This is a genomic window from Microbacterium sp. NC79, assembly GCF_019061125.1.
Lineage (GTDB): Bacteria > Actinomycetota > Actinomycetes > Actinomycetales > Microbacteriaceae > Microbacterium.
Genome location: NZ_JAHQYI010000001.1, coordinates 811,583 through 837,298, shown reverse-complemented (window position 1 = coordinate 837,298; position 25,716 = coordinate 811,583). Strand labels below are relative to the sequence as shown.

The 25,716-nt window shown below is 62.6% G+C and carries 24 protein-coding genes; 7 read left to right on the top strand and 17 right to left on the bottom strand.

Annotated elements, in window-relative coordinates; all coding sequences use genetic code 11:
- Positions 1-56 precede the first annotated feature (56 nt).
- From KTJ77_RS03625 to KTJ77_RS03610, 4 genes are read right to left on the bottom strand one after another with little or no spacing between them, the layout of a single operon-like run.
- Entirely contained in the window at positions 57-1,616 is a 1,560-nt protein-coding gene (locus tag KTJ77_RS03625; RefSeq protein WP_217337138.1) for a PTS mannitol transporter subunit IICB, read from the bottom strand.
- Positions 1,613-3,298 carry a phosphoenolpyruvate--protein phosphotransferase gene (gene ptsP, locus KTJ77_RS03620; protein ID WP_217337137.1) on the bottom strand — a complete coding sequence of 562 codons (1,686 nt, stop codon included), beginning with the start codon at positions 3,296-3,298 and terminating at the stop codon, positions 1,613-1,615. The genes KTJ77_RS03625 and ptsP overlap by 4 nt, the downstream gene beginning before the upstream one ends.
- The gene (locus KTJ77_RS03615; RefSeq protein WP_217337136.1) at positions 3,295-3,579 is read right to left on the bottom strand and encodes an HPr family phosphocarrier protein; all 285 of its coding nucleotides are present in this window, start codon (positions 3,577-3,579) and stop codon (positions 3,295-3,297) included. The genes ptsP and KTJ77_RS03615 overlap by 4 nt, the downstream gene beginning before the upstream one ends.
- Positions 3,576-3,881: a hypothetical protein gene (locus KTJ77_RS03610; RefSeq protein WP_217337135.1), complete on the bottom strand. Its 306-nt coding sequence runs from the start codon at positions 3,879-3,881 to the stop codon at positions 3,576-3,578. The genes KTJ77_RS03615 and KTJ77_RS03610 overlap by 4 nt, the downstream gene beginning before the upstream one ends.
- 144 nt (positions 3,882-4,025) lie before the next feature.
- Between KTJ77_RS03610 and KTJ77_RS03605 the strand changes: the two genes are divergently transcribed.
- Positions 4,026-5,948 (top strand): transcription antiterminator, encoded by a 1,923-nt coding sequence (locus KTJ77_RS03605; protein WP_217337134.1) that lies wholly within the window; start codon positions 4,026-4,028, stop codon positions 5,946-5,948.
- Here KTJ77_RS03605 and KTJ77_RS03600 read toward each other — a convergent pair.
- Positions 5,945-6,217: an HPr family phosphocarrier protein gene (locus KTJ77_RS03600; protein WP_217337133.1), complete on the bottom strand. Its 273-nt coding sequence runs from the start codon at positions 6,215-6,217 to the stop codon at positions 5,945-5,947. The two genes, KTJ77_RS03605 and KTJ77_RS03600, sit on opposite strands and share 4 nt — an antisense overlap.
- Before the next feature lie 63 nt (positions 6,218-6,280).
- A complete protein-coding gene (locus KTJ77_RS03595) occupies positions 6,281-6,736 on the bottom strand; it encodes a histidine kinase (protein WP_217337132.1) in 456 nt (151 codons plus the stop codon).
- A gap of 240 nt (positions 6,737-6,976) precedes the next feature.
- Between KTJ77_RS03595 and KTJ77_RS03590 the strand changes: the two genes are divergently transcribed.
- The gene (locus KTJ77_RS03590; RefSeq protein WP_121060093.1) at positions 6,977-7,225 is read left to right on the top strand and encodes a WhiB family transcriptional regulator; all 249 of its coding nucleotides are present in this window, start codon (positions 6,977-6,979) and stop codon (positions 7,223-7,225) included.
- 63 nt (positions 7,226-7,288) lie between these two features.
- Here the strand turns inward: KTJ77_RS03590 and KTJ77_RS03585 are convergent, their stop codons facing one another.
- Genes KTJ77_RS03585 through KTJ77_RS03575 form a run of 3 tightly spaced genes read right to left on the bottom strand, consistent with a single transcriptional unit; the run spans position 7,289 to position 10,618 of the window.
- Entirely contained in the window at positions 7,289-8,776 is a 1,488-nt protein-coding gene (locus KTJ77_RS03585; RefSeq protein WP_217337131.1) for a PAS domain-containing sensor histidine kinase, read from the bottom strand.
- 4 nt (positions 8,777-8,780) lie between these two features.
- Positions 8,781-10,013, bottom strand: coding sequence for a P-loop NTPase (locus KTJ77_RS03580; RefSeq protein ID WP_217337130.1), 1,233 nt, complete (start codon positions 10,011-10,013; stop codon positions 8,781-8,783).
- Positions 10,014-10,015: 2 nt separating this feature from the next.
- The gene (locus tag KTJ77_RS03575; protein ID WP_217337129.1) at positions 10,016-10,618 is read right to left on the bottom strand and encodes an SAF domain-containing protein; all 603 of its coding nucleotides are present in this window, start codon (positions 10,616-10,618) and stop codon (positions 10,016-10,018) included.
- A gap of 99 nt (positions 10,619-10,717) precedes the next feature.
- Here KTJ77_RS03575 and KTJ77_RS03570 point away from each other — a divergent pair, with 99 nt between their 5' ends.
- A complete protein-coding gene (locus KTJ77_RS03570) occupies positions 10,718-10,996 on the top strand; it encodes a helix-turn-helix domain-containing protein (RefSeq protein WP_217337128.1) in 279 nt (92 codons plus the stop codon).
- A 26-nt stretch (positions 10,997-11,022) separates the two neighbouring features.
- Here KTJ77_RS03570 and KTJ77_RS03565 read toward each other — a convergent pair whose 3' ends face one another.
- Positions 11,023-11,622 (bottom strand): hypothetical protein, encoded by a 600-nt coding sequence (locus tag KTJ77_RS03565; protein ID WP_217337127.1) that lies wholly within the window; start codon positions 11,620-11,622, stop codon positions 11,023-11,025.
- A gap of 124 nt (positions 11,623-11,746) precedes the next feature.
- Here KTJ77_RS03565 and KTJ77_RS03560 point away from each other — a divergent pair, with 124 nt between their 5' ends.
- On the top strand, positions 11,747-12,190 hold the full coding sequence (locus KTJ77_RS03560; protein WP_217337126.1) for an Rv3235 family protein: 444 nt from the start codon (positions 11,747-11,749) through the stop codon (positions 12,188-12,190).
- 21 nt (positions 12,191-12,211) lie between these two features.
- On the opposite strand, the gene KTJ77_RS03555 is transcribed toward KTJ77_RS03560, so the two are convergent.
- The gene (locus tag KTJ77_RS03555) at positions 12,212-13,438 is read right to left on the bottom strand and encodes a pyridoxal phosphate-dependent aminotransferase (RefSeq protein WP_217337125.1); all 1,227 of its coding nucleotides are present in this window, start codon (positions 13,436-13,438) and stop codon (positions 12,212-12,214) included.
- Positions 13,439-13,577: 139 nt separating this feature from the next.
- Positions 13,578-16,361: a preprotein translocase subunit SecA gene (gene secA / locus KTJ77_RS03550; protein WP_217337124.1), complete on the bottom strand. Its 2,784-nt coding sequence runs from the start codon at positions 16,359-16,361 to the stop codon at positions 13,578-13,580.
- A 178-nt stretch (positions 16,362-16,539) separates the two neighbouring features.
- Between secA and KTJ77_RS03545 the strand changes: the two genes are divergently transcribed.
- Positions 16,540-17,106, top strand: a complete 567-nt coding sequence (locus tag KTJ77_RS03545; RefSeq protein ID WP_217337123.1) for a PadR family transcriptional regulator — start codon at positions 16,540-16,542, stop codon at positions 17,104-17,106.
- A 67-nt stretch (positions 17,107-17,173) separates the two neighbouring features.
- Positions 17,174-18,490, top strand: coding sequence for a hypothetical protein (locus tag KTJ77_RS03540; protein ID WP_217337122.1), 1,317 nt, complete (start codon positions 17,174-17,176; stop codon positions 18,488-18,490).
- Positions 18,491-18,626: 136 nt separating this feature from the next.
- On the opposite strand, the gene raiA is transcribed toward KTJ77_RS03540, so the two are convergent.
- The 5 genes from raiA to mtrA form a co-directional block, all read right to left on the bottom strand.
- Entirely contained in the window at positions 18,627-19,289 is a 663-nt protein-coding gene (gene raiA / locus KTJ77_RS03535) for a ribosome-associated translation inhibitor RaiA (protein WP_217337121.1), read from the bottom strand.
- A 111-nt stretch (positions 19,290-19,400) separates the two neighbouring features.
- A complete protein-coding gene (locus tag KTJ77_RS13670) occupies positions 19,401-20,069 on the bottom strand; it encodes a phosphoribosyltransferase family protein (RefSeq protein WP_217337120.1) in 669 nt (222 codons plus the stop codon).
- A gap of 91 nt (positions 20,070-20,160) precedes the next feature.
- Positions 20,161-21,882 carry an LpqB family beta-propeller domain-containing protein gene (locus KTJ77_RS03525; protein WP_217337119.1) on the bottom strand — a complete coding sequence of 574 codons (1,722 nt, stop codon included), beginning with the start codon at positions 21,880-21,882 and terminating at the stop codon, positions 20,161-20,163.
- Positions 21,882-23,564, bottom strand: coding sequence for an MtrAB system histidine kinase MtrB (mtrB, locus tag KTJ77_RS03520; RefSeq protein WP_217338311.1), 1,683 nt, complete (start codon positions 23,562-23,564; stop codon positions 21,882-21,884). The genes KTJ77_RS03525 and mtrB overlap by 1 nt, the downstream gene beginning before the upstream one ends.
- A 1-nt stretch (position 23,565) precedes the next feature.
- Entirely contained in the window at positions 23,566-24,246 is a 681-nt protein-coding gene (gene mtrA / locus KTJ77_RS03515; RefSeq protein WP_217337118.1) for an MtrAB system response regulator MtrA, read from the bottom strand.
- Between the two features lie 125 nt (positions 24,247-24,371).
- On the opposite strand from mtrA, the gene KTJ77_RS03510 reads away from it, so the two are divergent.
- Positions 24,372-25,715 (top strand): hypothetical protein, encoded by a 1,344-nt coding sequence (locus KTJ77_RS03510; protein WP_217338449.1) that lies wholly within the window; start codon positions 24,372-24,374, stop codon positions 25,713-25,715.
- Position 25,716 lies beyond the last annotated feature (1 nt).

Below are 25,716 nucleotides of genomic sequence, written 5' to 3'. Positions count from 1 at the left end.
TGCGATGCGGCTTGTTGGCGGTGCGGCAGGCATCGACCTGCCGCACCGCTCTGCTCTTACTCGGCCGGTGGTTCCTGATCCCGCACCATGTCGATGATCTCCTCGTACTTCTGCGAGTTCATGAAGTTGTCGACGGAGACGTGGATCGAGTTCGGCGACTTCTGCTGCGCACGGCTTGTGAGCTGCTGCTGCGTGATGACGAGGTCGGCGGTGCTGTCCAGGTTCGCGATGGCCTGGTTCACGACGGTGACGCCCTCAACACCAGCCTTCTTGAGCTTGTTGCGCAGCACGCTCGCACCCATCGCAGACGAGCCCATGCCGGCGTCACACGCAAACACGATGTGGCGGATCGGGGCGGTTGCCACGGCAGCCGCTGTCGCCGTCTTGGCGGTGGCAGACGCTGCCAGGTTCGACAGCGTGCTCGAGGACTTGCCCTTGTTTGCCTCGGTCTGCGCGATGGCTGCTGCGAGCGCGTCGCCATCAGCATCGTTCGCGGCGTCGCGCTTGCGCGATGCGAGCAAGACAGCGGCACACACCGCGAAGGTGACGGCTGCGGAGAAGATCACCGAGCAAATGACGCCGATGTGGCTGCCAGGTGCCGTTTGGATCAGGACCGCGAAGATCGACCCGGGAGCCGCAGGTGCCACGAGACCCGACTGGAAAATCATGTTCGTGAGCACACCGGTCGCGCCACCCGCGATCAAACCCACGATCAGCAGCGGCTTTGCCAGCACGTACGGGAAGTACACCTCGTGGATGCCACCGAAGAACTGAATGATGAACGCACCGGGGGCGGTAGCGCGCGCAGCGCCCACACCGAAGACCATCAGCGCGATCAGCATGCCAGCACCCGGGCCGGGGTTAGCTTCGATCAGGAACAGCAGGCTCTTCCCGGTTTCCTGCACTTGCTCGGTACCCAACGGTGTGAAGACACCGTGGTTGATGGCGTTGTTCAAGAACAGCACCTTCGCGGGTTCCACCACGAGACTTGCCAGCGGCAGGAAGCCCGTCTCGACGAGCCAGCCGACCGCGTCGCCGAGCACATCGGTCACCCATTTGACGACGGGGGCAAGCCAGAAGAACGATGCCAATGCCATGAAGAAAGCGACAAATCCGGCGGAGAAGTTGTCAACCAGCATTTCAAAGCCGGGCTTAATCTTGCCCTGCCACGGCTTCTCCACCCACCGCAACACAAGGGCGGCGAGCGGACCGACAATCATGGCTCCCAGGAACATGACGGTGCCGGAAGCGCCCACAATGACACCCATGGCAGCCACAGCGCCAACCACGCCGCCACGGTGCCCGTTGACGATCCGGCCACCGGTAAAGGCGATCAGGAGCGGCAACAGGTAGGTGATGGTCGGGCCGACGAGTCCGGGGAAGTCGACACCGTCAACGGTGCCACCGCCGAGGATCGCCGAGTCCTCCCAGCGCCAGGCCGCCACCGGGCTGTTGCTTCCCAGCCAGCCGTCCGGAATGAACAGGGCCGTGATGAAGCCCCAGGCGATAAAGGCCGCAATGTTCGGCATAACCATGCCCGAGAGGAAGGTGCCAAATTTCTGCACGCCAACTCGAGCGCCACCCTGCGTGGGGATGGACGATGACGTCGTTGTCATGATGTCTTCTCTTTCTGGTGAGGAGGAATCGACGCCGCAGCTGCTGCCACGGCTGAGCGCGCGCCTGCGGCGTCGTCGGCCGCCAGCGCGATGTCGGCGAGCCGCTTGGCATCGTCGAGAGTGAACTGGGCAAGGGAGTGACGAACATCGGCGAGGGCGCTGGGCGCCATCGACAGGCTCGTGGCGCCGAGGCCAACGAGAACAACGGCCAGGAGCGGATCGGCGGCGGCCTCGCCGCAAATACCCACCGGCTTCGATGCGCGCGAGCCCGCGGCACCGACCTCGCTAATGAGCCGCAGAACAGCGGGGTGCCACGGATCCTGCAGATTCGACACGGAGCCGAGCAAGCGGTCCGCTGCCATCGTGTATTGCGTCAGGTCGTTCGTGCCGATCGACGCAAAGTCCGCATGAGCCAGCACGCGATCTGCGAGCAGCGCGCTTGCCGGAACCTCGACCATGACACCGGCCGAGCGCAGTCCAAACTCGCGAGCCAGCGTTGTAAAGTACGCGGTTTCTTCCACCGTTGTCACCATGGGTGCCATCACCCACAGTTCCGCCTCGGTGGCGGCATCCGCTTCGGCGAGCGCCGTCAGCTGATCGTGCAAAATGTTCGGCTGAGCGCGCAGCGCACGCAAACCACGCAAGCCCAGCGCCGGGTTTTCTTCCGCAGCGCCGCTCAAGAACGGCAGCGGCTTATCTGCCCCGGCATCGAGCAACCGCACCACGACTTTGCGTCCGGGAAAAGCACTAAGCAACTCGGTATAAGCCGCAGATTGTTCGGCAACAGTGGGTGCTTCGGTCGCCGAGAGAAAGAGAAACTCGGTGCGAAAAAGACCCACGCCCTCGGCGCCCTTCGCGACCGCGTCGGGTGCATCAGCGGGCTTACCAAGGTTTGCCAACAGCGGAACCGCAGTGCCGTCTGCGAGGGCACCTGCGGTGAGCGGCAAGCTCTCGGCTGTGCGTCGTTCGTTTTCGCGCCGTTCTGCGTCGGCAAGCTCCGCTGTCGACGGTGCTGTCGCAATGGTTCCATTTGCCGCATCGACGATCACCGTGGTTGCATCTGCGATCTCGAGCGCATCGGCGGCACCGACGACAGCGACAATGCCCTTCTCGCGTGCCAAAATCGCGGTGTGCGATGTCGGGCCACCCTCGCTCGTGACAAGCGCGAGCACTTGATCAAGGTTGAGCAGCGCGGTATCGGCTGGTGCCAGGTCGCGCGCCACCAGGATGAAGGGGTGGCCGGGGTCGGGCACACCGGGAGCGGCGACGCCCCGGAGCGCTGCCACAATGCGTTGCGCAATGTCATCGAGGTCGGCAGCGCGCTCGCCGAGGTATCCGCCAACGGCTTCGAGCGTCGCACGGAACCCGGCAAAAGCATCAAAAACAGCCCACTCAGCGGTCGCCCCCTCGTCAATACGCGAACTGACCTCATCGTGCAGGGTCGGGTCTTCTGCGATCATCGCCTGAGCTTCCAGCACCTCCTGGGCAGAACCGCCAGCGGCGTCGGCGCGTGCCTGCAGGTCGGTGACCACCGTGGCCATGGCGGCTTCGGCGCGGGTGAGTTCTTCCGCGCTTGTCAACGCGCTCGGCGTCGAAGCGGGTGCCGGGAGAGCATCGGGCATGCGGACCGTCGGCCCGTGGGCGATGCCCTGCCCGATGCCGACGCCGTGCAGGATCGTCATGATGCGGGGTCCTCATCATGGTCGGTCATGAGCAGTTCGGTGAGCGTGTCAAGCACCGCGTCAGCGCCATCGCCGTCAGCGGTGAGCGTCACGGTATCGCCGTGGTTGAGACCGAGCGCGATAATTCCCAGAATGCTGGCGGCGTTGACCGGCTTGCCGCCCTCTTTGGCGACCGTCACAGCCACACCCGATTCTTTTGCCGCCTGCGCGAAAATCTTGGCGGGGCGGGCGTGCAGGCCGTGGCTTGATCCGATGCTGACCGTGCGCGTCATGGCAGTCATGATGTTCCTTTCGCAGGGATATGAATCGCGGCTTGCACGAGGGCAAGCGTGCGGGTGCCGTCGAGGTCGGCAAAAATGTCGGCTGGCAGGAGCACAACAGCGGCGTGCGAGGCCGCGGAGATCGCGCTCATCTGTTCGGCGAGGTGTGGGCCGACCAGAACCACATCGGCGTCGGCACCCAGCTCATGGCGAGAAACAGCGCGTGGTGACCAATCCAGGCCCGCCGCTGCTGCCGCAGTACGCAACCGGCGCGCGACAAAGGTGCTTGATGCCCCGGCACCGCACACCACCAGAATCTCCATTGATCTCACCTCTGCCCCCAGTCTGAACAAAAGCTGAGAGCGTCGCCACCAGGTTCCTTTCCGCCCCTGCGGAACGTCCGCTTAGTGCCCGAAACGCGCGCAGGGCTGGCATCATGAGACAACAACAGCAATGGAGGGAGCCCGATGTCGCGTCAGCGTCAGGATCATCTCCTGCAAGCGCTCCTGCGTGCCGGTGAGTGGGCAACGGCGGCGGAGCTCGCCGATATGTTGGGGGTCACTCCCCGCAGTGTGCGCTCATACGTTGCCGCGGTGAATCTGCGCATACCCGCAGGTGATGCGATTCAGTCGGGCCCAGCCGGATACCGCGCGGGCCCGGGCGCCCACGACGCACTACACATCCGCGTGCCTGGCGACTCTGCGCCCCGCGACCGGCTGCACACGGTGGTTCGCGAGCTCCTCAATGCCGATGACGGTGTCGACGTGTACGACCTTTCCGAGCGTCTGCACGTGAGCGAAGCGACGGTCGAAGCCGACCTTGCCCGCGTGCGTGCGCTGATTGGCGAGGTTGATCTCACGCTGGAGCGCGACCGCGGGATCGTGCGGCTACGCGGTACGGAGGTGGCACAGCGGAGACTGCTCAGCCGGCTCGCGCACAATGAGGTCTCGGCAGAGTCTTTCCACCCGGAACGATTCCGGCATGCGCTGGCTGAGTCGGCCGTCACGGCAACCGCCGTCGGTCCGTTCAAAACAGAATTGGTGCGCGAGCTCGGCGAACTCGGCTACTACGTCAATGAACTCGCGATTTCCGACGTGCTCCTGCACATCGCAATTGCTACCGACCGGGTTCTCGCCGGTCGTGCCCTCGAATCTCCCACAACCGCGGTGACGGCTGACATTCCGCAGCTCGGTCACGTCATTCAGCGTCTCGCCGACACCCACTTTGGAGTGTCGCTCGGCGCAGGCGACAGCGCCCACCTCGCAACCCTCGTGCTCACCCGTGCCGTCGCGCCCGGACAGGGTTCTGGCATTGATGTTGCCCGCAGCGGTGTGACGCCCGAGATCGAAGCGGCGGTACGCGCCGAAGTCGTGCAGGCCGCAACGGATTACCAGGTCGACCTCGTCGACGATGCCTTTATCCTTCGCCTCGCCCTGCACGTGCAAAACCTGTTGCGTCGTGCACAAGAGCAGGCGTGGACGCGCAACCCCCTGACCCGATCACTCAAATCGTCGTACCCGATGATTTTCGAGGTCGCCGTCTCGATCGCCAGCGGTTTACACGACCGGCTGGGCTCCCCCGTCCACGACGACGAAATCGCGTATATTGCGATGCACATCGGTGGCAGGCTGGAGCGCAGCCGCAAGGCAGAATCCATTCTGAGCGCGACAATCGTGTGCCCTGGATATTACGAACTTCACGAACTGTTGCGTTCCAGCATCGACCGCTCTCTTGGTTCCGCTGTCGAAGTCACCACCGTCGTCACCGAAGTCGACCCCGATTGGGCATCGATTACGACCGATCTGGTGTTGACCACGATTGACCCCGGAACCACGAGCGAGCGCTTCGTGCGGATTCAACCGTTTTTGACAGACGCCGACATCGACCGCGTCTCCGCCTCCGCATCGCGACTGCGACGCCTGCGTCGCCTCACCCGACTTCGCGAAGAACTCTCCCGCTACTTGGTGGCGGATGCGTTCGTCTTTCCCCTGCCAGATGCGGGCAGCGAAGCCATTATTCGCCAGCTCGGCGGCCTGCTTGCGGAGACCGGCATTATCGGCACCGACTACATCGAAAACACGATCACGCGGGAACGCATGTCATCGACGGCATTCACCGACGCGCTGGCTGTACCGCACGCTCTTCAAATGACCGCTCAGCGTACAGCCATTGCCTTTGGCGTTGCCGATGGCTCGGTCGCGTGGGGTGATGGTCGCGTTCAGGTTGTCGCTCTCGCGGCGTTTAGCGAAAGTGATCGAGCGGCGTTTCAGACCGTTTTCGAGCAGCTGGTCGAGGTCTTTAGCGAACGTGACAGCGTGCAACGTATCGTGCGGCGCGCGAGCACGTTTGAAGCTTTCCTCGATGAGCTCGTCGCCGTCATTGATGGCTAACGAGGGCGTTGCGAGGGCGCCAGCACGTCGGCCATCGCATCGAGCACGGCACCTGCGGTTGCGCTGGGAGCCGTTTCGAGGACGACCGTTTCGCCCTCATTAAGCCCGAGATCCATCACCGCCAGAATGCTGGTGAGATCGACGCGCTCGCCCCGCTCTGTCGTGAGAATGATGGGGCGTGAATGCCCGAGGGCGAGACGCGCAAGTTCCGCCACGGGCCGCGCATGTGCGCCATGGCCCGTGGTGATTCGTACGCGTCGTTGCATCATCGCTCTCATCGTATGGCTTGGCGCAGCATCGTCCCACAGGCGCGGCGATGCTCGGGCGGAACCTCAGCGCGCGTCGGGTGCTTCGGTGCCGTCGGCAGGCGCTTCGGCGACCTCGGCGGATTGTTCTGCTGCGTGCCTGGCGCGGTCTGCTGCCGCGGTCTGTTGTGAGGCTTTAAAGATAGCGATCAGAGCGACAATGGCCGGGGCGGCAATCATCGCGGCAATCGCAGGGTGCGCGTACTGTCCGGTGACAGCGCCCAGGGCCACTGCCAGCGCCATCAGCTGCGTGACGATGCCGCCGGAGCGAGCCCAGGTCTGGTCGGTGCGCAATCCCCACGCGAACGCCGCCATCCCGGCGCCGATGATGAGCGTCAGCACGATCAGCGCGATCGCGCTCGTCAGCGATGCGGTGTTGCCCTTCACGAGTTCAACGACCTGCAATATTGCAAGACCCATCATCACCAGCGCTTCCAGGGCCATAATGGTGGCAGCAATTCGTGCAGCGATACGGGATTTCATGAGTCTCCTGTCGGGGAGCGATGACGTTAACCAAATTGAAAAGTAGCTGAATCCAAGGTGTGAGGAAAAATTAACCCTTGATTCATCGGATGACCCGTGGGAAACTGGTCTAGCCGTGTGCTCCCACAGCGGCGTGGGGCGAGCATTTCAGCTCGCATTCTTCACACAGGGTATCCGAATAACCCCGGCACATCCCGAGCCTTCGCTCACACTCCCCCCTTTGCAAGGAGCACTACCAAAATGGATTGGCGCGACAAATCAGCGTGTCTCACTGTCGACCCCGAGCTGTTCTTCCCGGTCGGTAACACCGGCCCGGCTGTTGATCAGATCGAAAAGGCAAAGTCGGTGTGCGCCCGCTGCACCGTAACCGAAATCTGCCTGCAGTACGCACTCGAGACCGGACAGGACTCGGGCGTTTGGGGTGGCTTGAGCGAAGACGAACGCCGCGCGCTGAAGCGCCGCGCCGCTCGCGCACGCCGCGCTTCCTAAGGCACAACGTGCCTCATAAGGGAGGGCACCCGCTGGGTGCCCTCCCTTATGAGCGCTTTCAACCTAGCCGTTCGCGATCCAACGCATAGGAATCTTCACCGTCACTTCGGTGCCGCCAGCTTCCCCCGTACGCCAGTCGATGGTTCCGCTCAGCTCACCCTGAATGAGGGTACGCACGATTTGCGTGCCAAGACCGCGGCCAACCGTGCCTTCTGGAAGACCGGAACCAGTGTCGATGACGCGGACAATGAGCTCCTCGCCTGTGCGTTCAGCAATAATCTCAACCTCACCCTCGCGGCCAGCGAGGCCGTGCTCAACGGCGTTGGTGACAACTTCCGTGAGCGCGAGGGCGAGAGGTGTCGCATACGCGCTCGGCAGGCGTCCAAAGCGACCAACCGACTTCGTCCGTGCGGAGGTTCCGGCGCCCGCCGCCACTTCGGCGACAAGTTTGAGAACCCGCGCGAAGACTTCATCAAAGTCGACGTTTTGCGTGAGACCTTCAGAAAGGGTGTCGTGCACAATGGCGATCGAAGCGACCCGGCGCATGGCCTGAGTCAGGGCCTCACGGGCTTCCTCCGAATGTGTGCGGCGAGCTTGAATACGCAACAACGACGACACCGTCTGCAGGTTGTTCTTCACCCGGTGGTGAATCTCGCGGATCGTGGCGTCTTTCGTGATGAGCTCTTGCTCTTGGTGACGCATCTCGGTGACATCGCGGCACAGAATGATGGCACCGGTACGCGTGCCATTCTTCTTCAGCGGGATGGCGCGCAAGGAGACCGTCACACCGCGTGCTTCGATATCCGCGCGCCACGGCGCACGGCCGGTGACAACAACCGGGAGGGCCTCATCGACCTCACGCGAGCTCGGCACAATCTGGCTGACCACTTCAACGAGCGGCTCGCCCTCGAGCTCATCGTCAAAGCCCATGCGGTTAAACGCGGAGAGCGCGTTCGGGCTGGCGAAAGTGGCAATGCCATCAACGTCCAAGCGCACGAGACCATCGGAGGCGCGAGGAGCACCACGCCGGGGTGACGCAGGAGCATCCATATCGGGGAAATCAGCGGAGCCGATCATCTCGAACAGCTCATCAGCACACGCGTTAAACGTGATCTGCTGGCGCGAGGGCGTGCGTGCCTCGCCGAGATTGGTGTGACGCGTCAAGACACCGATAACGCGCGGTGCCGCGTCGCTCGACGGGCGCTGCCGCACAATCGGCGCGGCGCGCACTCGCGTCGGCATCTCCTCGAACCAGTCAGGCGATGAGGAGTCCACGATTTGAGCGGACTGGAAAGCCCCGCGCACCTGAGTTGCCCACTGCGGGCGTACCGTCTCGCCAACGATGTCGCGGTAGAACAGCGTTGCCGCACCGCCAGGGCGGGTGTGCGCGACGGCAATGAACGAATCATCAGCGGTCGGCACCCACAACACAATGTCGGCAATCGCAAGGTCGGCAAGAAGCTGACCGTCACCGGCAAGGCGGTGCAGCCACTCCACATCGGCCTGGTCGGCAAGGCCCTGGGCAAAAACGAGGTCGCTCAGTGTTGACACATGCTCAGCCTAGTTGGGCACGCGCGGGTGTCGCGTCAGCGGTTCCGGGATTATTCTTCACCCGCTTGCGCGATCGCCGCGCTTGCTGGGTTGGCTGGCTCTCGGGCGTACCCAAAAGGTCACTCGCGAGGCGGCGAATACCGGCAGCAAAAGCAGACTTTGGTGCGATATCGGTGATAGATCTGCTGTACAGCGACGCCCCATCCGCGATATCGGGTTCGTGCGGCAGAAAGAGAATCTCCTCGACGTTCGCAAAACGTTCAAGCGCGCGGCGAATCTGCCCTTTCGCGTCGAGCCCGAGAACAGCCGAGCGCACCCGGTTCACGACCACATGAATCGGCGTAGACCCGACCAGCTCCCGCAACTCGGCGTACCCGCGGATGAAACGGGCGATGCCCACCGCATCAGCCGTTGCCACGGCAACAATGTGGTCAGCAGAGCGTAACGCCGCGATTGTGGCCGCATTGCGTTGCGGGCCGTCCATATCGCTCAGCACCGCGCCATCGTCTTCCAGGCTGGCTGCCACGTCGACCACGATTGTTTCCGCCCACCCCCGCGCGATATCGAGAGACGCGGTGACCCGGCGTGCAGACAGCTCGGGCCACCGACCTGCACGGTTAATGCCTGTCAAGACGAAGCATGTGCCGTCAGGTACCGACAATTCTTGCGAGACCCGAGTAAGTTCGGCGGCATCGAGCGTGCGGCGCTCCGCCGAACGGCAGGCCGACGCAAACCCGGGCCCGTCGTCGGTGAGACCGAGCATGATCGCAATCGACGGCGCGTGACTGTCAGCATCAACGAGTGCCGTCCGTCGCCCGCCGCGAGCGCATTCGGCCGCGAGGCTCGCTGCCACGGTAGATCGTCCTGGCGAGCCATGCGGACCCCACACCACGATGACGCCTCCGGTGACCGGGACCAGATGAATCGGCACGGAGTCGTTAACGATGGCGTCTGCCTCCAACGATGTGAGCACAGCAAGACCGAATGACGCCGCCAGTCGCTCCCCTGTGGGCTGGGTGGCATACGGCACGATGCGAACGCCTGCACGGTCGCACGCGGCCACGAGCGCCGCGTTCAGCACGCGAGGTTCGCTCTGCACCACGAGAAGGTCTATCCCGCTCAGATCCGCCGTGGCCAGGCTGCTCGCATCAGCCTGATGAAGTTCTTCCGGACGGCTGGCAAAGCCGACGGCCGCGATCTCCGCCAGCTCCTGCGGCAGGGCAAGCACGATGCGCATCGCTATCGCACTCCCCCGAGCGGAACCACCCACAGCGCTGCCTTCGAGGCCTGCGCATCGAGAACGGACGACACGTGATCGCGATTGACGATCAGCTCCAACGTGACCGTGCCACCGGACGCAAGCCCGGTGCTTTCACGAATCGCACCCACCGTTGCCGATTCAATCAGCAGCCGCGCGTCGTCATACGCGCGGTCTTTTACTGGCGACATCCACACTTCCACCGCGCTCCCGACCGTCACCGTGCTGGCGACGTCGATCGGGCTCGTGACGACCACCGTGGTCACTTCACTTCGCTCTCGCGCGATGACAGCACTCGCCGGAATCAACTCGCCAGCAGCGACCGGACGCGTGGTGGTGGCATCGTCTGGCATCGAGGTGAGGTACGCGTCGCTTGCCTCCCCCAGCGCCACATCGACCCACCGCACGTCGTCGCTCGAGACCGGGGTGCCAGGCAGAAGTACGGTGGCGGCAACGGCAACCGGGGTCGTGCTGCGCGCAGCGCTGACAACCCACCACACGCCGGCAACTGACGCCACGACCAGGGCGAGGCCAATCAGAAACCGGGCGTCTGCCCACACCGCCCGATTCGTTCTCGATGACATAGCCGTCATGCTGACACGATGCCGCGGCACGCGCCGGAGGTTATCCACAGCGCGCGTCACACCGGGAACAGGGCGTGCGGATAGCGCCATAATGGGGACATGCCTGACAACAACGCCCCTGAGCGTTACGTCTCCCTTGCGCAGGTTGCCGAGCTTCTCGATCTCACGGTTGATGAGGTCCTCAGCCTCATCCACGAGGGCCTTCTGCGTGGCGCCCGCGTGGGTTCGCCCGCACAATGGCGTGTCGCCGAGGCGAGCGTGAGCGACTACCTCGATGAGCAGCGCGAAGAGTCTCGTCGGATCGCGCTGTGGAACCAATCGGTGAATGCGAGTTTCCCCGAGTTATGGGGAGGAACTGAGGGTCGCCGCCCGCGGTAGTGCTCCACGGCGCGGTGCTCTACGCATCAGGACGACCCGATAACGCGTCCGTCATCCGAGAGCGGACTCACCGCCGCGATGGTGTGAAACGGAACCACGGCGAAGCGCGAGACATCACCGTCACGTCGCGGAGTATGTGCGTCGTGAAACGCGAAGTCGCAATGATCGGTTGCCGCGCGATCGATCGTCCCCGTGGCAACCGATGAATCTGTGAACTGCACGAGCACCGGCGTTCTGCGCCGCGCCCACCCGCGCAACACATATCCGAACGTTGCACGCTGTGCGAGAGCATCGCTTGGCACGGTGAGCAGGCTACGCCTCAGCACCTGATCAGGCACCACGATCGTCTTGATCGCGTCGGTGCGCACGCAGCGAATACCGCCGTTACCGACGTCGATCCCGCACCAATCTGTGCCAGCAGCCCGCATGGTTCCGTTGAACTGATGATCGCCAACCGTGGCAAGCGTGACGAACGCACCATCGTGTGCCATCGCGCGCAGCCTCGTCGCCAGGTCGAGCCGCGCTTGACGTACGCGTTCTGCTTCCAGGTCTACCGAAGCGCGCTCAGCCGCGGCATCCTCAGCGAATTGCCCCTCGAGCTCGGCGAAGTATGACTCCCAGTTCACGCACCGAGCGTATCCGTCCTGCGTCATCAAGATGAGAATTTTCCACAGATTCTTTCATGTTCGGCTTTCGGCCGGACGGTTGTGGTTTGCTCTCACGTGCGTCCCCACGCGTAGAGGAGAACTCATGTCTGCAATTGCAGCGAGTAACGGTCCGCGACGCCGCGGAAAGCACCTCAGCGAAGTCGACGTCACGGAATTTTTCGCGCCTCAGCCCACGTCTACCGCGGATCTCCCAGAGCCCGAGCCCTTGCTTCGCAACCTGGCAATCGGCCTGATCGAGTGTCTTGCTGGCGTGCGCGAAGTTGAGCAATTGGCGCGATGGATGTCACAGGAGGCATTTCTGAGTGTTGCGCAACGCGTTTCACTCGCGACACGAGCCCGCTCAGCAACGTCGCGCGCCGCGGTGCGCCCGGTCTATCAGGTCGTCAGCATCCACCACATGGAACCGGCCGATGGGGTCGTCGAGGCGTGCATCGTGGTCAGTATGCCTGCTCGCACGCGCGTCTTGGCGATTCGACTCGAAGGCACAGATCACCGCTGGCGAGCCAGCTCCGTTGCCCTCCTCTAAGAGAAGGGCAACGGCAAGCGGTTACTGCTTGTAGCTGGAAAGGAAGTTTCCGAGGCGCTCGACCGCATCTGTGATCACGCGTGCCTCCGGAAGCGTCACCAGGCGGAAGTGGTCAGGGGCTGGCCAGTTGAAGCCGGTGCCCTGCACGACAAGAATGTGCTCTGCGACGAGGAGGTCGTAGATAAACTTCGCATCGTCACGGATCTCGTGCACCTCAGGGTCTAGCCGCGGGAACGCGTACAACGCGCCCTGAGGCTTGACGCAAGAGACGCCAGGAATTGATTGCAAACCTTCCCAGGCTGCGTCGCGTTGTTCGTGAAGACGACCGGTGGGCGCGATAAGGGCATCGATCGATTGCACACCGTCGAGGGCGGCCTGCACCGCGTGTTGTGCGGGAACGTTGGGGCACAGCCGCGTCGAAGCGAGCAGCGTGACGCCCTCAAGGAATCCCTTGGCGTGCTTCTTCGGCCCCGTAATAACAACCCAGCCCGCGCGGAATCCTGCGACTCGGTAGGTCTTTGACAAGCCGTTAAACGTCATCACCAAAAGGTCGGGCGCAAGCGTCGCGGTGGAAATGTGCTCAGCGTCATCGAACAGGATGCGATCGTAAATCTCATCGCTCAGGATGAGCAACGAGTGTTCGCGAGCAATATCCACGAGTCCCTGCAAAACATCCCGCGAGTAGACGGCACCCGTGGGGTTATTCGGGTTGATGATGACAATCGCCTTGGTGTTCGGCGTGATCTTCGAGCGGATGTCTTCCAGATCCGGGTTCCAGCCGTTGTTCTCATCACACAGGTAGTGCACTGGCGTACCACCAGACAGCGAGGTCATGGCGGTCCACAACGGATAATCGGGCGCCGGAATGAGAACCTCATCCCCCTCGTTGAGGAGCGCCTGCATCGTCATGGTGATGAGTTCTGACACACCATTACCGAGATACACATCATCGGGGTCAATGTGCGGGAATCCCGGAACCTGCTCGTAACGGCTAATAATCGCGCGGCGGGCGGAAAGAATGCCGCGGCTGTCACTGTAGCCGTGAGCGGTCGGAACGGCCGCGATCATGTCGCGCACAATCTGGTACGGCGCCTCAAAGCCGAAGATCGCCGGGTTGCCGGTGTTGAGCTTCAATACCGCATGCCCGGCCGCCTCCAGCCGCGACGCCTCCACCAACGCGTTGCCGCGAATTTCGTAAAGGACGTTCTGAAGCTTGGCTGATTGATCCAACGGTCGAAGGGGGCTCATGAATAAACCCTAGTCCCGTCGCGGGGCCACCAAGAACCACACCCGCGCACTGCTGTCCAGTTGTTATCGATTGGGCCCCTGCCTCCCCGACAACGGCAAAACCCCGCCTCATGAGAGACGGGGTTTTGCGGGTTGGTGGCTACTTCTTCTTGGCGCGGCGGGCGGCGCGGTTCTGCCCTGCCTGCGGTTCGGCCGGTTCAACCTTCTGACCGAAAGCACCGCGCTCCTGTGCGGGCTGCTGCGACTGAGCCTGAGCCTGGCGCATGCGGTTCGTCGAGGACTGCTGCATCTGACCGCGGTCGTTGCGCACCTCGATGTCGCCGTCTTCGCTCGGAGCCGAGTACTCCAGCTTCTGTGTGTCAGGGGTAGGCGCTGCCAAGCCCTTGGCTTCGACCTGAGCGACTTCGCCGCCCTCCGGCTGACGAACTTCAACCTCGAGGTTGTACAGGTAGCCGACAGATTCTTCCTTGATCTGGCCCATCATGGACTGGAACATTTGGAAGCCCTCACGCTGGTATTCGATGAGGGGATCGCGCTGTGCCATTGCACGCAGACCGATGCCGTCTTTCAGGTAGTCCATCTCATAGAGGTGGTCGCGCCAGCGGCGGTCAAGGACCTGCAGCACAACGCGGCGCTCCAGTTCACGGGTGGCCGCTTCGCCCAGCTGCTCTTCGCGGCTCGCGTAGGCGATCTGCGCGTCACTCAACAGCTCACGGCGCAGCCCCTCAGCGGTGACCTTACCCTTTGAGCCGCCCGCTTCTGCCACGACCTCTTCGATCGTGACGCTCACCGGGTACAGCGTCTTCAGCTCGGTCCACAGCGCGTCGAAGTCCCAGCTCTCCGTGTGACCTTCGCTGGTGTGCGAGGCGATCATGGCTTCGATCGAGTCTTCGATGAAGTGCCCGATGCGGTCCTGAATGTCGTCACCCTCGAGGATCTGACGGCGGTCAGCGTAGATCGCTTCACGCTGGCGGTTCAACACGTCGTCATACTTCAGCACGTTCTTGCGGATTTCCGCGTTGCGTCCCTCAATTTGCGACTGTGCGCTGGCAATCGCGCGTGTCACAATGCCCGACTCAATCGCGACGTCTTCTGGCAGGTTAGTGCGCGCCAGCATCGTCTCGGCGAGCCCGTTCTTGAACAGGCGCATGAGGTCGTCGGTGAGGCTCAGGTAGAAGCGGCTCTCACCCGGGTCGCCCTGACGGCCAGCACGACCGCGCAGCTGGTTGTCAATACGGCGCGACTCGTGACGCTCAGTGCCGAGCACGTAGAGGCCACCGGCGGCAACGACCTTCGCACTTTCCACGTCAACCTGCTCGCGCACGTCGGCGTAAACCGTGTCCCATTCAGCTTCGTATTCGTCGGGGGTTTCGACCGGGTCGAGGCCCTTCGCTTTCATGGCCTGCACTGCGAGGAATTCGGCGTTACCACCGAGCATGATGTCGGTACCGCGCCCGGCCATGTTCGTGGCCACGGTGACGGCGCCCTCACGACCAGCGCGGGCAACAATCTCGGCTTCGCGCGCGTGGTTCTTTGCGTTCAGGACCTCGTGCTTGATGCCCTTCTTCGCCAGTAGGCGCGACAGGTACTCGCTCTTGTCGACGCTCGTGGTTCCGACCAGAACCGGCTGACCCGACTCGTGACGCTGCGCAATGTCTTCGACGACCTGCGCGAACTTCGCCTGCTCGTTTTGGTAAACCAGGTCGGGCTGGTCCTTACGGATCATCGGCTTGTTCGTGGGAATCGGAATAACCCCCAGCTTGTACGTCGACATGAATTCGGCGGCCTCAGTGTCGGCCGTACCCGTCATACCCGAGAGCTTTTCGTAGAGGCGGAAGTAGTTCTGCAGCGTCACCGTGGCGAGGGTCTGGTTCTCGGCCTTAACGGGTACACCTTCCTTCGCCTCAATGGCCTGGTGAATACCTTCGTTGTAGCGACGGCCCACAAGAATCCGGCCGGTGTGCTCATCGACGATCATGACCTCGTCGTTCATCACGACGTAGTCGGTGTCACGCTTGAAGAGCGCGAGTGCCTTGATCGAGTTGTTCAGAAACGAGATCAGCGGCGTGTTGGCAGACTCGTACAGGTTGTCGATACCGAGGTAGTCCTCGACCTTTTCGATACCGGGCTCCAGCACACCCACGGTGCGCTTCTTCTCGTCGACTTCATAGTCTTCTCCCGCTTCGAGCGTCTTCGCAATGCGAGCGAACTCGGTGAACCAGCGGTTAGCCTCGCCCGATGACGGGCCGGAGATGATGAGCGGCGTACGCGCCTCATCGATGAGGATCGAGTCCACCTCATCGACGACGGCAAAGAAGTGGCCGCGCTGCACCAGGTTGTCTTTGGACCACGCCATGTTGTCACGCAGGTAGTCAAAGCCAAACTCATTGTTGGTTCCGTACGTGATGTCAGCGTTGTACTGCTCACGACGGACATCTGGCGTCTGTCCTGCCACGATCACACCGGTGGTCATGCCCAGGGCGCGGAACACGCGACCCATGATCTCGGACTGGTACGACGCGAGGTAGTCGTTCGTGGTGATGACGTGCACACCCTTGCCAGCGATGGCGTTGAGGTAGGCCGGGAGCGTTGCGACGAGGGTCTTACCTTCACCGGTCTTCATCTCGGCGATGTTGCCAGCGTGGAGCGCGGCACCACCGAGGATCTGCACATCGTAGTGACGCTGGCCGAGCGTGCGCTTCGCTGCTTCACGTACGGCGGCGAACGCCTCAGGCATGAGCTGATCGAGCGTTTCACCGTTCTCGTAGCGGGCACGCAATTCAGCGGTTTCGCCACGCAATTCTTCGTCCGTCAGCTTCGCGTAGTCGTCTTCGAGCGCGTTAACAGCCTTGACCACCTGCTGCAGTCGGCGAAGGATTCGTCCTTCACCAGCACGAAGCAGTCTTTCAATCGGGTTGGCCACGGAGTGTTCTCCATCCATTGCGTCATACGGGATATCCGCGTGTGTCGGGTTGCCGACACCGCTCCATGTTATCCGCCCGTGACCTTGGCGCGCGCTGGATACGCTCAAAGCAGAGATTCCGGCGTCGAAATTAATCCATCGTCCGGTATACATATAAAGGAACCGGAGAAGGGCCGTCATGACGATCAAGCACAGTCTGCTGGCGATCCTTGCGCAATCGCCGTGCTACGGCAACCAATTGCGCACCGAATTTGAACGCCGCACGGCGCATAGCTGGCCTGTCAATGTCGGTCAGATCTACAACACGCTGGAGCGGCTGGAACGTGATGGCTACGTTTCCCGGGGCGCTGTCAATGAGCACGGCCATGTGATGTGGCATCTGACGGATGCGGGGCGCGCAGAAAGCGAGTCGTGGTTCCACACCCCAACTCCTCGCACTCATGCGCGAGACGACTTGGCCGCGAAGATTTCGCTCGCCATTTCGCTCCCAGGCGTTGACGCAGAAGCCCTCATCGCCACCGAACTTTTCGCGGCGCAACAGCGCCATGCTGAATCGGCCCGCGTGCATGATGCTGAAGATAATTCGCTCGCACGGCTGGTCCACCTCGCGGCCGTGCAGCGTGCAAACGCCGACGTGCAATGGTTGCTCGCCGCGCAAGTAGCCGCAACGACGGGGGCATCGCAACCATCGGCCGTTGACATGCACCGTCCGCGCCGCGGTCGCCCTAAGAAGGCAGTGGCATAGCGGTACGTTCGCTATCCGCTAAGACGAACCTCAGCCACGCAACGGCGCGAATCCATATGATCAATTCATGGCAGGATTCTGGGGCAAACGTCGTCGCGCCGAGCAAGAGGAACAGCTCGCCGCTGATACCGAACTGAGCCGACGCGCAGAAGCGGCAATGATCGCCGTCGATGAGCGCATCCGCACCGCGGCTGATGAGGTCGGATTCGCGCAGGCCGAGCTCGGCGCCGAGGCCACGAAAGACCTCCGCGATGCTCTCACTGCGGTTCGCACGCACATGCAGGAGGCCTTCACTCTTCACCAGTTGAACCACGACCATCTGCCAGACACCCCTGAGGAGTTGCGCACCCGCAACGCACGCATCGTGCAACTGTGCGAATGGGCCGACGACGTTCTGGATGAGCGTACCGCCGCACTTGCTGATCGCATCGACCGGGTCCGTCGCGCCCCCGAGGTGCTGGCACGTGTGCACGCGGATTCCGCCGCCCTCGACAACCGCGTGCCAGCGGCGCGCGACACCATCGTCCGCCTCGCCGAGCGCTACAACGACACGGCCATGTCGAAAGTGGCAGCCGGAGCCGACGAAGCGACCCAGCTCATCGCCTTCGCACGCCACAGTGCCGATGTGTCTTCCCGCCGCCGCGCCGCCGGCCACAACGAGGAGGCTAACCTCGCCCTGGAAACCGCCATCGAAGCGGTCCGTCGCGCTGCGACCGTCCTCGATGGCGTGGAGGATTACGAGCTGCAGGCGTTGCGCGCCGAATCCACTCTTAACGACGTCATCGCCGATTCGCGAAACGACCTGATTGCTGCGCGCGACATGATGTCTGCTCCCGCAGTGGCCACCGCCATGTCCGCGCTCGAGGCGGCACTTGCGCAGCTGCCGCCGGCAGGGAGCAAGTCAGACCCGTTCACGTCGCTCTCGCAGCTCCGCGACGCCAACCAAGCGTTGGATGCCGCGGTTGTGAAGGCACGTGACCGCGCGGCACGACCCCTCCCCGCCGTCGAAGCTGTCCGTCACGCCGTCGACGATGCGGATCGCCAGATCGCCGTTGCGCGCAGCGTGATCGCTGGTCACCGCGGCTGGATTGGTGCGGACGCCCGCACACGGCTCGCGGAAGCCGAGCGACTTCGCATCGACATCGACCGGCTGATTGTTCCTGAAGACACCCGTGAAGAAGCCCTTGCGCTGGCGCGGCGTACGGCGCAACTCGCCAGCGAAGCTCTTCAGCTCGCTCAGCGTGACATCGATTCTTCACGCCCGCAGCAACAAAACACGTGGGGCGGTGGCGGTCGGAACCAGGGTGGCGGCATGAGCGACATGATGGGCGGCCTCATCGGTGGGGCCATCCTCGGCGGCATTCTCGGCGACATCTTCGACTGAGCCCCCGAATGCACCACGCGGTGTCACCTCATAAGACCAACGATGTGGATACATGAAACTGCTCCCCAAGAGTGGAAACTGATGTGATCAGTCCAACCCTCGGGGAGCAGTTCAATGCTCAGCCATTTTCATGCGGCTATGACGCGGCAACCGTCTCCGGCGGTGCCAACGTGGTGAGCGAGATCACGCCGTAGTCCCAGCCCTTGCGGCGGTAAACCACCGAAGGGTGATCGGTGCGAGCGTCGACGAACAGGAAAAAGTCGTGACCGACAAGCTCCATGCGGTCAACGGCCTCTTCGACGGACATCCATTCGGCACCAAACTTCTTCGTGCGAATGACGACCGGCGTGTAGTCCTCTTCTTCTTCGTTGCCCGTGATGATCGGGATTTCCCCGGTCTTCACTGCGCGAAGGACGTCGACTGAAGCGGGGCGAACGTCGATGCCGTGCAAAGCGCCTGTGCCCTTGTCGAGGTGTGCGCCGCGAGCGTCGTGGCGACCGTCGAGGCGCTTCCGCTTGGCTCGACGCACCTGCTCCATCAACTTGTCGACAGCGAGATCAAGGGCGACAAACTTGTCTGCGTCTGTCGCTTCTGCCCGCACCAGCGGGCCGCGGCCATTCAGAGTGAGCTCGACGGTTTCGTCGTCCATCCGCCCCTGTCGGTTGGAATGGTGAGTCACCTTGACATCGAGTCGTTCGGCCCGAGTAGCAAGCTTTGAAATTCGCTCTGCCTTCTCTTCAGCCACCTCACGAAAACGATCCGAAATCCCGACGCCTACGCCGACGATGTTCGTTTCCATGTCTGACCTCCTTGTCCGGTCCACCGGTTCAAGGGCGGACCTTGTCGCCTTTGTTCCCCTCACCGTAGCCGCCCATGCCAGGTGTGTCACCATCATTCGGACAATTATTTTTTAGGAGTTCCTGATGAGCCGTTTCGGGGTCGACAAAACGGTGATGCTTGCCACGACGGTGAACCCGGCAGACCTCAGTGTTTGCGCGGAATTTTCCAGGGTGGCACCGGTTGTCACCACGTCATCAACCAGAATGACGGGGCCAGCTTCGGCCCGAGTTTTGCGCACAGCGAACGCGCCCAGCGTGTTGCGGACGCGCTCATCTCGGCTGAGCTCGCGCTGATCACGCACCGTCCTTGCCACCCGCAACACGCGTTGAAAGGGCAGCCCGGCGGCGCGGAGCAACACTTCAACGGGTCGGTATCCTCGGCGTCGATCCGCCGCCATGCGAGTGGGCACCGGAACCAGGGTGGCGTCTGCAGCGGCTACACCGGAAGCGGAAGCGGAACCATGAGCGGCCGCCAGCAGCGGTGCGAGATGGCGGGCCACACGGGTGACGCCGTCTTCTTTCAACGCCAACATGAGCATCGCGGTGTCGTCCGCCCATTGGCCCCCTGAGAAACAGGTCAGACCTCCGGGGAGCGTGCGGCGTTGCAGGTCGACAACGGGTTCGCAGGTCGCGCACACGGTGCCACCGAGATCACCGCACACGACGCACGAGGAGCCGAAGACCATCGCCATCGCCTGCTCAGCAGCCGCTCGCCAGCCACCCGATTGTTCGCTTGCCACGTCCTAAGCGTGACGTCCACCAAGCTCAGGTACGGTCGTTTGACGCGGGGTGGGGACAGCCCCGCACCACGCCGAGCTGGGGAGGAACGAGCTAGCGCGGGATGCCAGGGCCCTGCTGCCGCGCGAGCACCAGAATCCCCGAGCCCGCAAGCGTCCACGTGTTGCCACGTGACGCGTAGAGCTTGCCCTCACCTGTCCGAATCCAAATCGTCGACCGATCGCTGGAGCCGGCAATACTCACGACGTCTGCGACGGCGCGCGTGGTCGATGAGGCGCCACTGAGCGGCTGCACGATGATCGAGCTGTCTGTCTCGTTCGCAAGGACGAGACCGAGAGCCGCATCATCAACCCACGACAACCCCTTCACGTCTGCGCTGCGGAGATCGCGAATGCGATGCCCCTTTCCGAGACTGAGCACTGTTCCGTCTGCACTGCGCAGCACGGCGTAGACCAAGACTTCGGTTTGCGAACCAACCAAGCCGACGACGGCCAGACGGGTGCCGTCGCGCGAAAGTTGCATGTGCGAAATCTGGGTCAGTTCGGCCATCGCGCCGGGAATTTGCGTCGCGCCGCCGCCTGGCATCGTGATGGTCAGCTCGCCTGGCGCATTGCTCGGGACCGTCCAGATATCACCGAATGGGCCGATCGTGGGGTCGATGAGGTCGGGCCGTACGTCAACGGTGACGCTCTGCGCCACATTGCGTGTGACACGCACAACCTCGCCAGACTTCGACAGCGCAACACCGTGCCCAGCCGCTTCACTCATTTCCCACGCCGCAATCGGAAAGGCCAGCGCCGATGGGTCGATGTCGTCGAGCGCATCAAGCCCGTCCGCGGTGACGTAGCCGAATCCTTCATCCGTGCCGACGAGGGCGCGCGCGTTCACCGTTGTCGGCGTCACCGTCGCAATCGGTGCTGTCAGCTCGCGGGTCGAGCTTGACAGCACGATGACACGTGCTCGGGTGCCGCTCAGGCTCTCGGTGAGCTGAAGTTTCAGTTGCCCGATGGCGTCGGCATCCATGCTGTCTGTGCCACTCAATGTGACGTTGGCGACACCGTTCGCGTCAATCGGAATCGATGCGAGGGCGCGAGCTCCTTCTGGCACAGCGGTCGAGACCGCGCCTGCAAGCCACGGGGACGGGCCGTCGAGGAGCCCATTGACGATGTCACGCACCGCCGTGACGTCGGGGTACCAGCGGGTATCCGGAACCAGGAACGACCACGTGGGGTCAAAGAACGCCAGGTTGTAGTCGTCATAGACATTCTCGAACGAGAATCGGTCAAGGAGCACGCCATCCGGCGCCGCAATAATCCGCCACTGACCATCAGGTTGCGTGGCCAGCTCGAAATCCAATTGCATTTCCGCGGACTCGGACGAGGTGTACACGCCAGCGGCATCCACTGTCGCAACCGCAGTGACGGTAATCGAAATCTTCGTGTTGGACGACGCATCGGGCACCGCCGTCGGAGTTGCCTCCGCGACGGGCTCAGGCTCAACGAGCGCGCGACGTGATGCGGTATCGACCACGGTGCCAGCCGCCGGATCCCACTCGTCGGCGAATGATTCCGACAGAAACTGCTTGGCTGCCTTCCAGCCGCCATCAGGGGCGATTGCGGCGTCAAGGAATCCCTGCACAATCTCCCGTGGTTCCGCCCCCGCCTGCGGACCGCTTGGCGTGAACGCGAAGTCGACTGGCGGCCGCTCCCCCATCTCCAGCCCAACGGTGACTTCTCCGGACTTTTGGAAACCCGTGCATCCCGTGAGTGCGAGCAGGGCTACGGTGACCACCGCGAGAGCGCGTGCGCGTGCCATCAGTGCTTCCCTTCCTGGTCAGCGTGAATAATCACGTCTATGGGTTGCGTGAGTCCGAGCGTGCCCATTGGCGTTTCCGCATCTTCGCCTTCGGCCGCAATCGGTGAGCTCAGCGCACTGATCTCGCCGCCAACCACGCGCGGCAATGTCAGAACGAAGTGCGAGCCGTTTCCTGGGTCGCTCCACACCGTCAGGGTACCGCCGTGAAGTTTGGCATCCCCGAGAGCAATCGAAAGCCCCAAGCCGGTGCCGCCGATGGTGCGCTTTCGTGACGGGTCGGCGCGCCAGAATCGGTCGAAGACGTGCTCGATGTGCTCTTCTTTGATGCCGAGACCAAAGTCACGTACACCAATCGCAACGGCCTGCTGGTTCGAATCGACCGTCACGACGACCGGCTTACCCTCACCGTGCTCAATGGCATTGCCAATGAGGTTTCGCACCACGCGGCGAACACGGCGGGCATCCATGTCGACAGGCGAATATCCGCCAGGTGCGACGAGGCGGAGATTGGAACCATGCTGATCGGCCAGTTGCTGCATCGAGTCGATCACATCTTCGGCCAGATGCGCGAGGCTTGTCGGCTCGATCTCAAGCTGCACAGATCCGGCGTCGTATCGGCTGATCTCCAACAGGTCGCCCAGGAGGACCTCGAATCGCTCGACCTGTGCGTGCAGGAGTTCAGCTGCCCGCTCCGTCGTGGGGTCAAACGTTGACTTATTGTCATTGATCATGTCGGCAGCGAGACGAATCGTGGTGAGTGGGGTGCGCAGCTCATGGGAGACGTCAGAGACGAAGCGTTGCTGCACGAGCGAAAGCGCGGCGAGCTCCTTAATCTGCCCCTCGAGCGAATCAGCCATGGCATTGAACGATCGACCAAGAGTGGCCAGTTCGTCTTCGCCATCGACCACAATGCGCACACCGAGATCGCCCCGCGCAAGCTGCGCACTGGTTTCGGCTGCCTCCCGAATAGGCGCGGTCACCGAACGCATCACAAACCAGCTAATGAGACCGATGATGAACAGCAGCGCTACGGCGGCGAGCCATAGCGTGCGCTGCACAAATAGCAACGTTTGTTGTTCCTCATCGAGCGGGTACGCCAGGTAAAGCTCGTACATGCCGACCTCGGGAAAGCGCAAGCTCTGCCCGATCAAAATGCCAGGAACGAGGTCGCCAGATGGCATCGTGATTTCGACAGCCTGCAACCATTGTCGCGTGTTCTGCTCACGGACGCGCTCGCGGAGCCCCTCGGTGAGCATGCCGGCGTTGGCTTCAAAAGGACGCGTGACCCACGGAACCGGCGCGAGAGTGGTGGATGCCTCGGCAGGTGAACGCATGATGCGTGCGTAGTCGGTACCGGCAAGGCTCGCGACGCGCGTCTGCACGCCGCCCATAATTTCTTGAAGTTTGCCCGGGTCGCCCTCCGGGTTTGCCGCATCCAGGAGGCTCTGGGCTTCGGCCGCGGCCTGCAACGCGCCGTTCATGGCCTGATCTTTGCGCGCCTCGTAGAGACGGTCTTGAATTGCGAGCGCCATCCATACGCACGCGATGATCACGGCGAGGGCAGAGAGGGCAACAGTTAGCACCGTGGTGCGAAACCGGACGGAACCTTTCCACAACGCCGACCAGGTTGCCGGAAGCGACCCCGCAGTGCGGGGCGCGTGCAACCGCGTCGCACTGGTCATGTCATACGACGGCGCCGGCACGGTAGCCAACGCCACGTACCGTCGTCACGATCTTCGGGTTGTCTGGGTCGATTTCGACCTTCGCGCGCAACCGCTGCACGTGCACGTTCACGAGTCGGGTGTCGGCCTTGTAGTGGTAGCCCCACACCTGCTCGAGCAGCATTTCGCGCGAGAAGACCTGCTGCGGTTTCGACGCCAGCGCCACAAGCAACTCGAACTCGAGCGGGGTGAGGGCGATCGCGTCGGAACCACGACGCACTTCGTGCGCGGCCACATCGACAGCGAGATCGCCGACACGAAGAATTTCTGCGGTCTCGTTAGCAACGGGACGCAGTCGCGTGCGGATGCGGGCAACAAGCTCTTTGGGGTTGAACGGCTTGACAATGTAGTCATCGGCACCGGCCTCGAGGCCCACCACAACATCGGAGGTGTCAGCACGAGCCGTCAGCATAATGATCGGGACACCACTCTCGGCGCGAACCCGACGGCAAACCTCGATCCCGTCGATGCCTGGCAACATCACGTCAAGCAAAATCAGATCGGGCCGCGACGAACGGAATGCATCGACAGCTTCGGCACCATCTGCGCAGAAGACCGTCTGAAATCCTTCCGTGCGCAGCACAATGCCAATCATCTCCGCAAGCGCGGTGTCGTCGTCAACGACGAGGATGCGTGAGGTCATAGTGATGAATCATCCTTCGATTCTGATCAAGGGCATAGCTGCCCATCACAACCAGGTTAGTAGACACCCACAGAAATTCGGCAGTGGTGTGACACGATGGAACGGATTCAAGTAGGGAGCACCGCATGTCAGGAACTTTCGGATGGAGTCCAGCCTCACGGATGGGCATCATTCCTCTTCGCCCACTGACGTTTGGCGAGGTTCTCGGTAAGAGCTTCAGCGCGCTGCGTCATAACCCGCGCGTATTGCTCGGATTCGCGATCAGTGTGACCGTTGTCACGAGCATCGTGAGTACGGCAATTGTGATGTGGCTCACCTTTGCGCTCCTTCAGCGGTTGAGCACGTTTGCCCCTCGTGAGTTCGAGTCTCCAGAGTTCGAGCAAGTTTTGCTGGGTTCGCTCGCAACCATTGGCGTGGTCAGCTTCCTGCTCGGTATCGTTTCGATGGTCATCTCCACGGTCGTGCAGGCTGTTGTCGCCGCAGAAGTCGGCGGAGCGGTTGTTGCTGAGCGGCAAACCCTTGGTGAGATCTTCCGCCAGGTGAAGTCGGCAATCTGGCGCATCCTAGGCTTCTCCCTTCTCCTGGGAGGTGCCATCGTGGTCGGCGTCATTGTCGTGATCTTCGCCACCGTTGCGCTCAACGCACTCGCGTGGGTTGTGGTCCTCGCCACGATCGCCGCGGTTCCGCTCGTCATTTGGATCGGCGTCAAGCTCTCGCTCACCCCGACAATTATTGTTCTTGAACGCACCGGCGTGTTTGCGAGCATCCGTCGTTCGTGGTCGCTCACCACCGGGTTCTATTGGAAAGTCTTCGGTGTGATCGCGCTGGTCAGCGTGACCTTCGGGTTCGCAGGTCAAGCCGCTGGAACCGTGTTTGGGTGGGTGACGCAACAGTTTGTTCCGGTGCTCGCGCCCACCGGCGATCAGCTCGTCGACGTCTTAGCGCAATCCATCATTGGCGGGATAATTCCGTCTGCGGTCACCATCGTGATCAGCGCCATTGGCACGGTCGTATCTGCCACCGCCGTCGCAATCGCATATGTCGATATTCGTATGCGCAAGGAGGGCCTGAGCATCGACCTGCAGAATTACACGGATAGCCGTGATGCTGGCAGGCCCACCGTCGAGAACCCTTACGCGTACAACCCGAACCACGCCCCATTTGGTGCCGGTTACGGCCAGCCAGTGTACGGTCAGCCCACATATGGCCAGCCTCCATACGGCCAACCCACGTACGGTCAACCTCCGTACGGCCAGCCCACATCCCCCGCACCTGGTTATGGCGCACCGTCGGGCTATGCCGCTCCCGGTGCGCCCACTCCGGGGTACAGCACCCCTGCGGCACCGCCTCCCGGTGCGTTTGTGGTTCCGCCGCCCGCAGCGCCGCCAGCGACGCCCGGATACAACGCACCGCAGCCGTTCTTTCCCGTGATCGACCCGGATGCCCCGCAACAGGAAGGCTCTCGCTAAC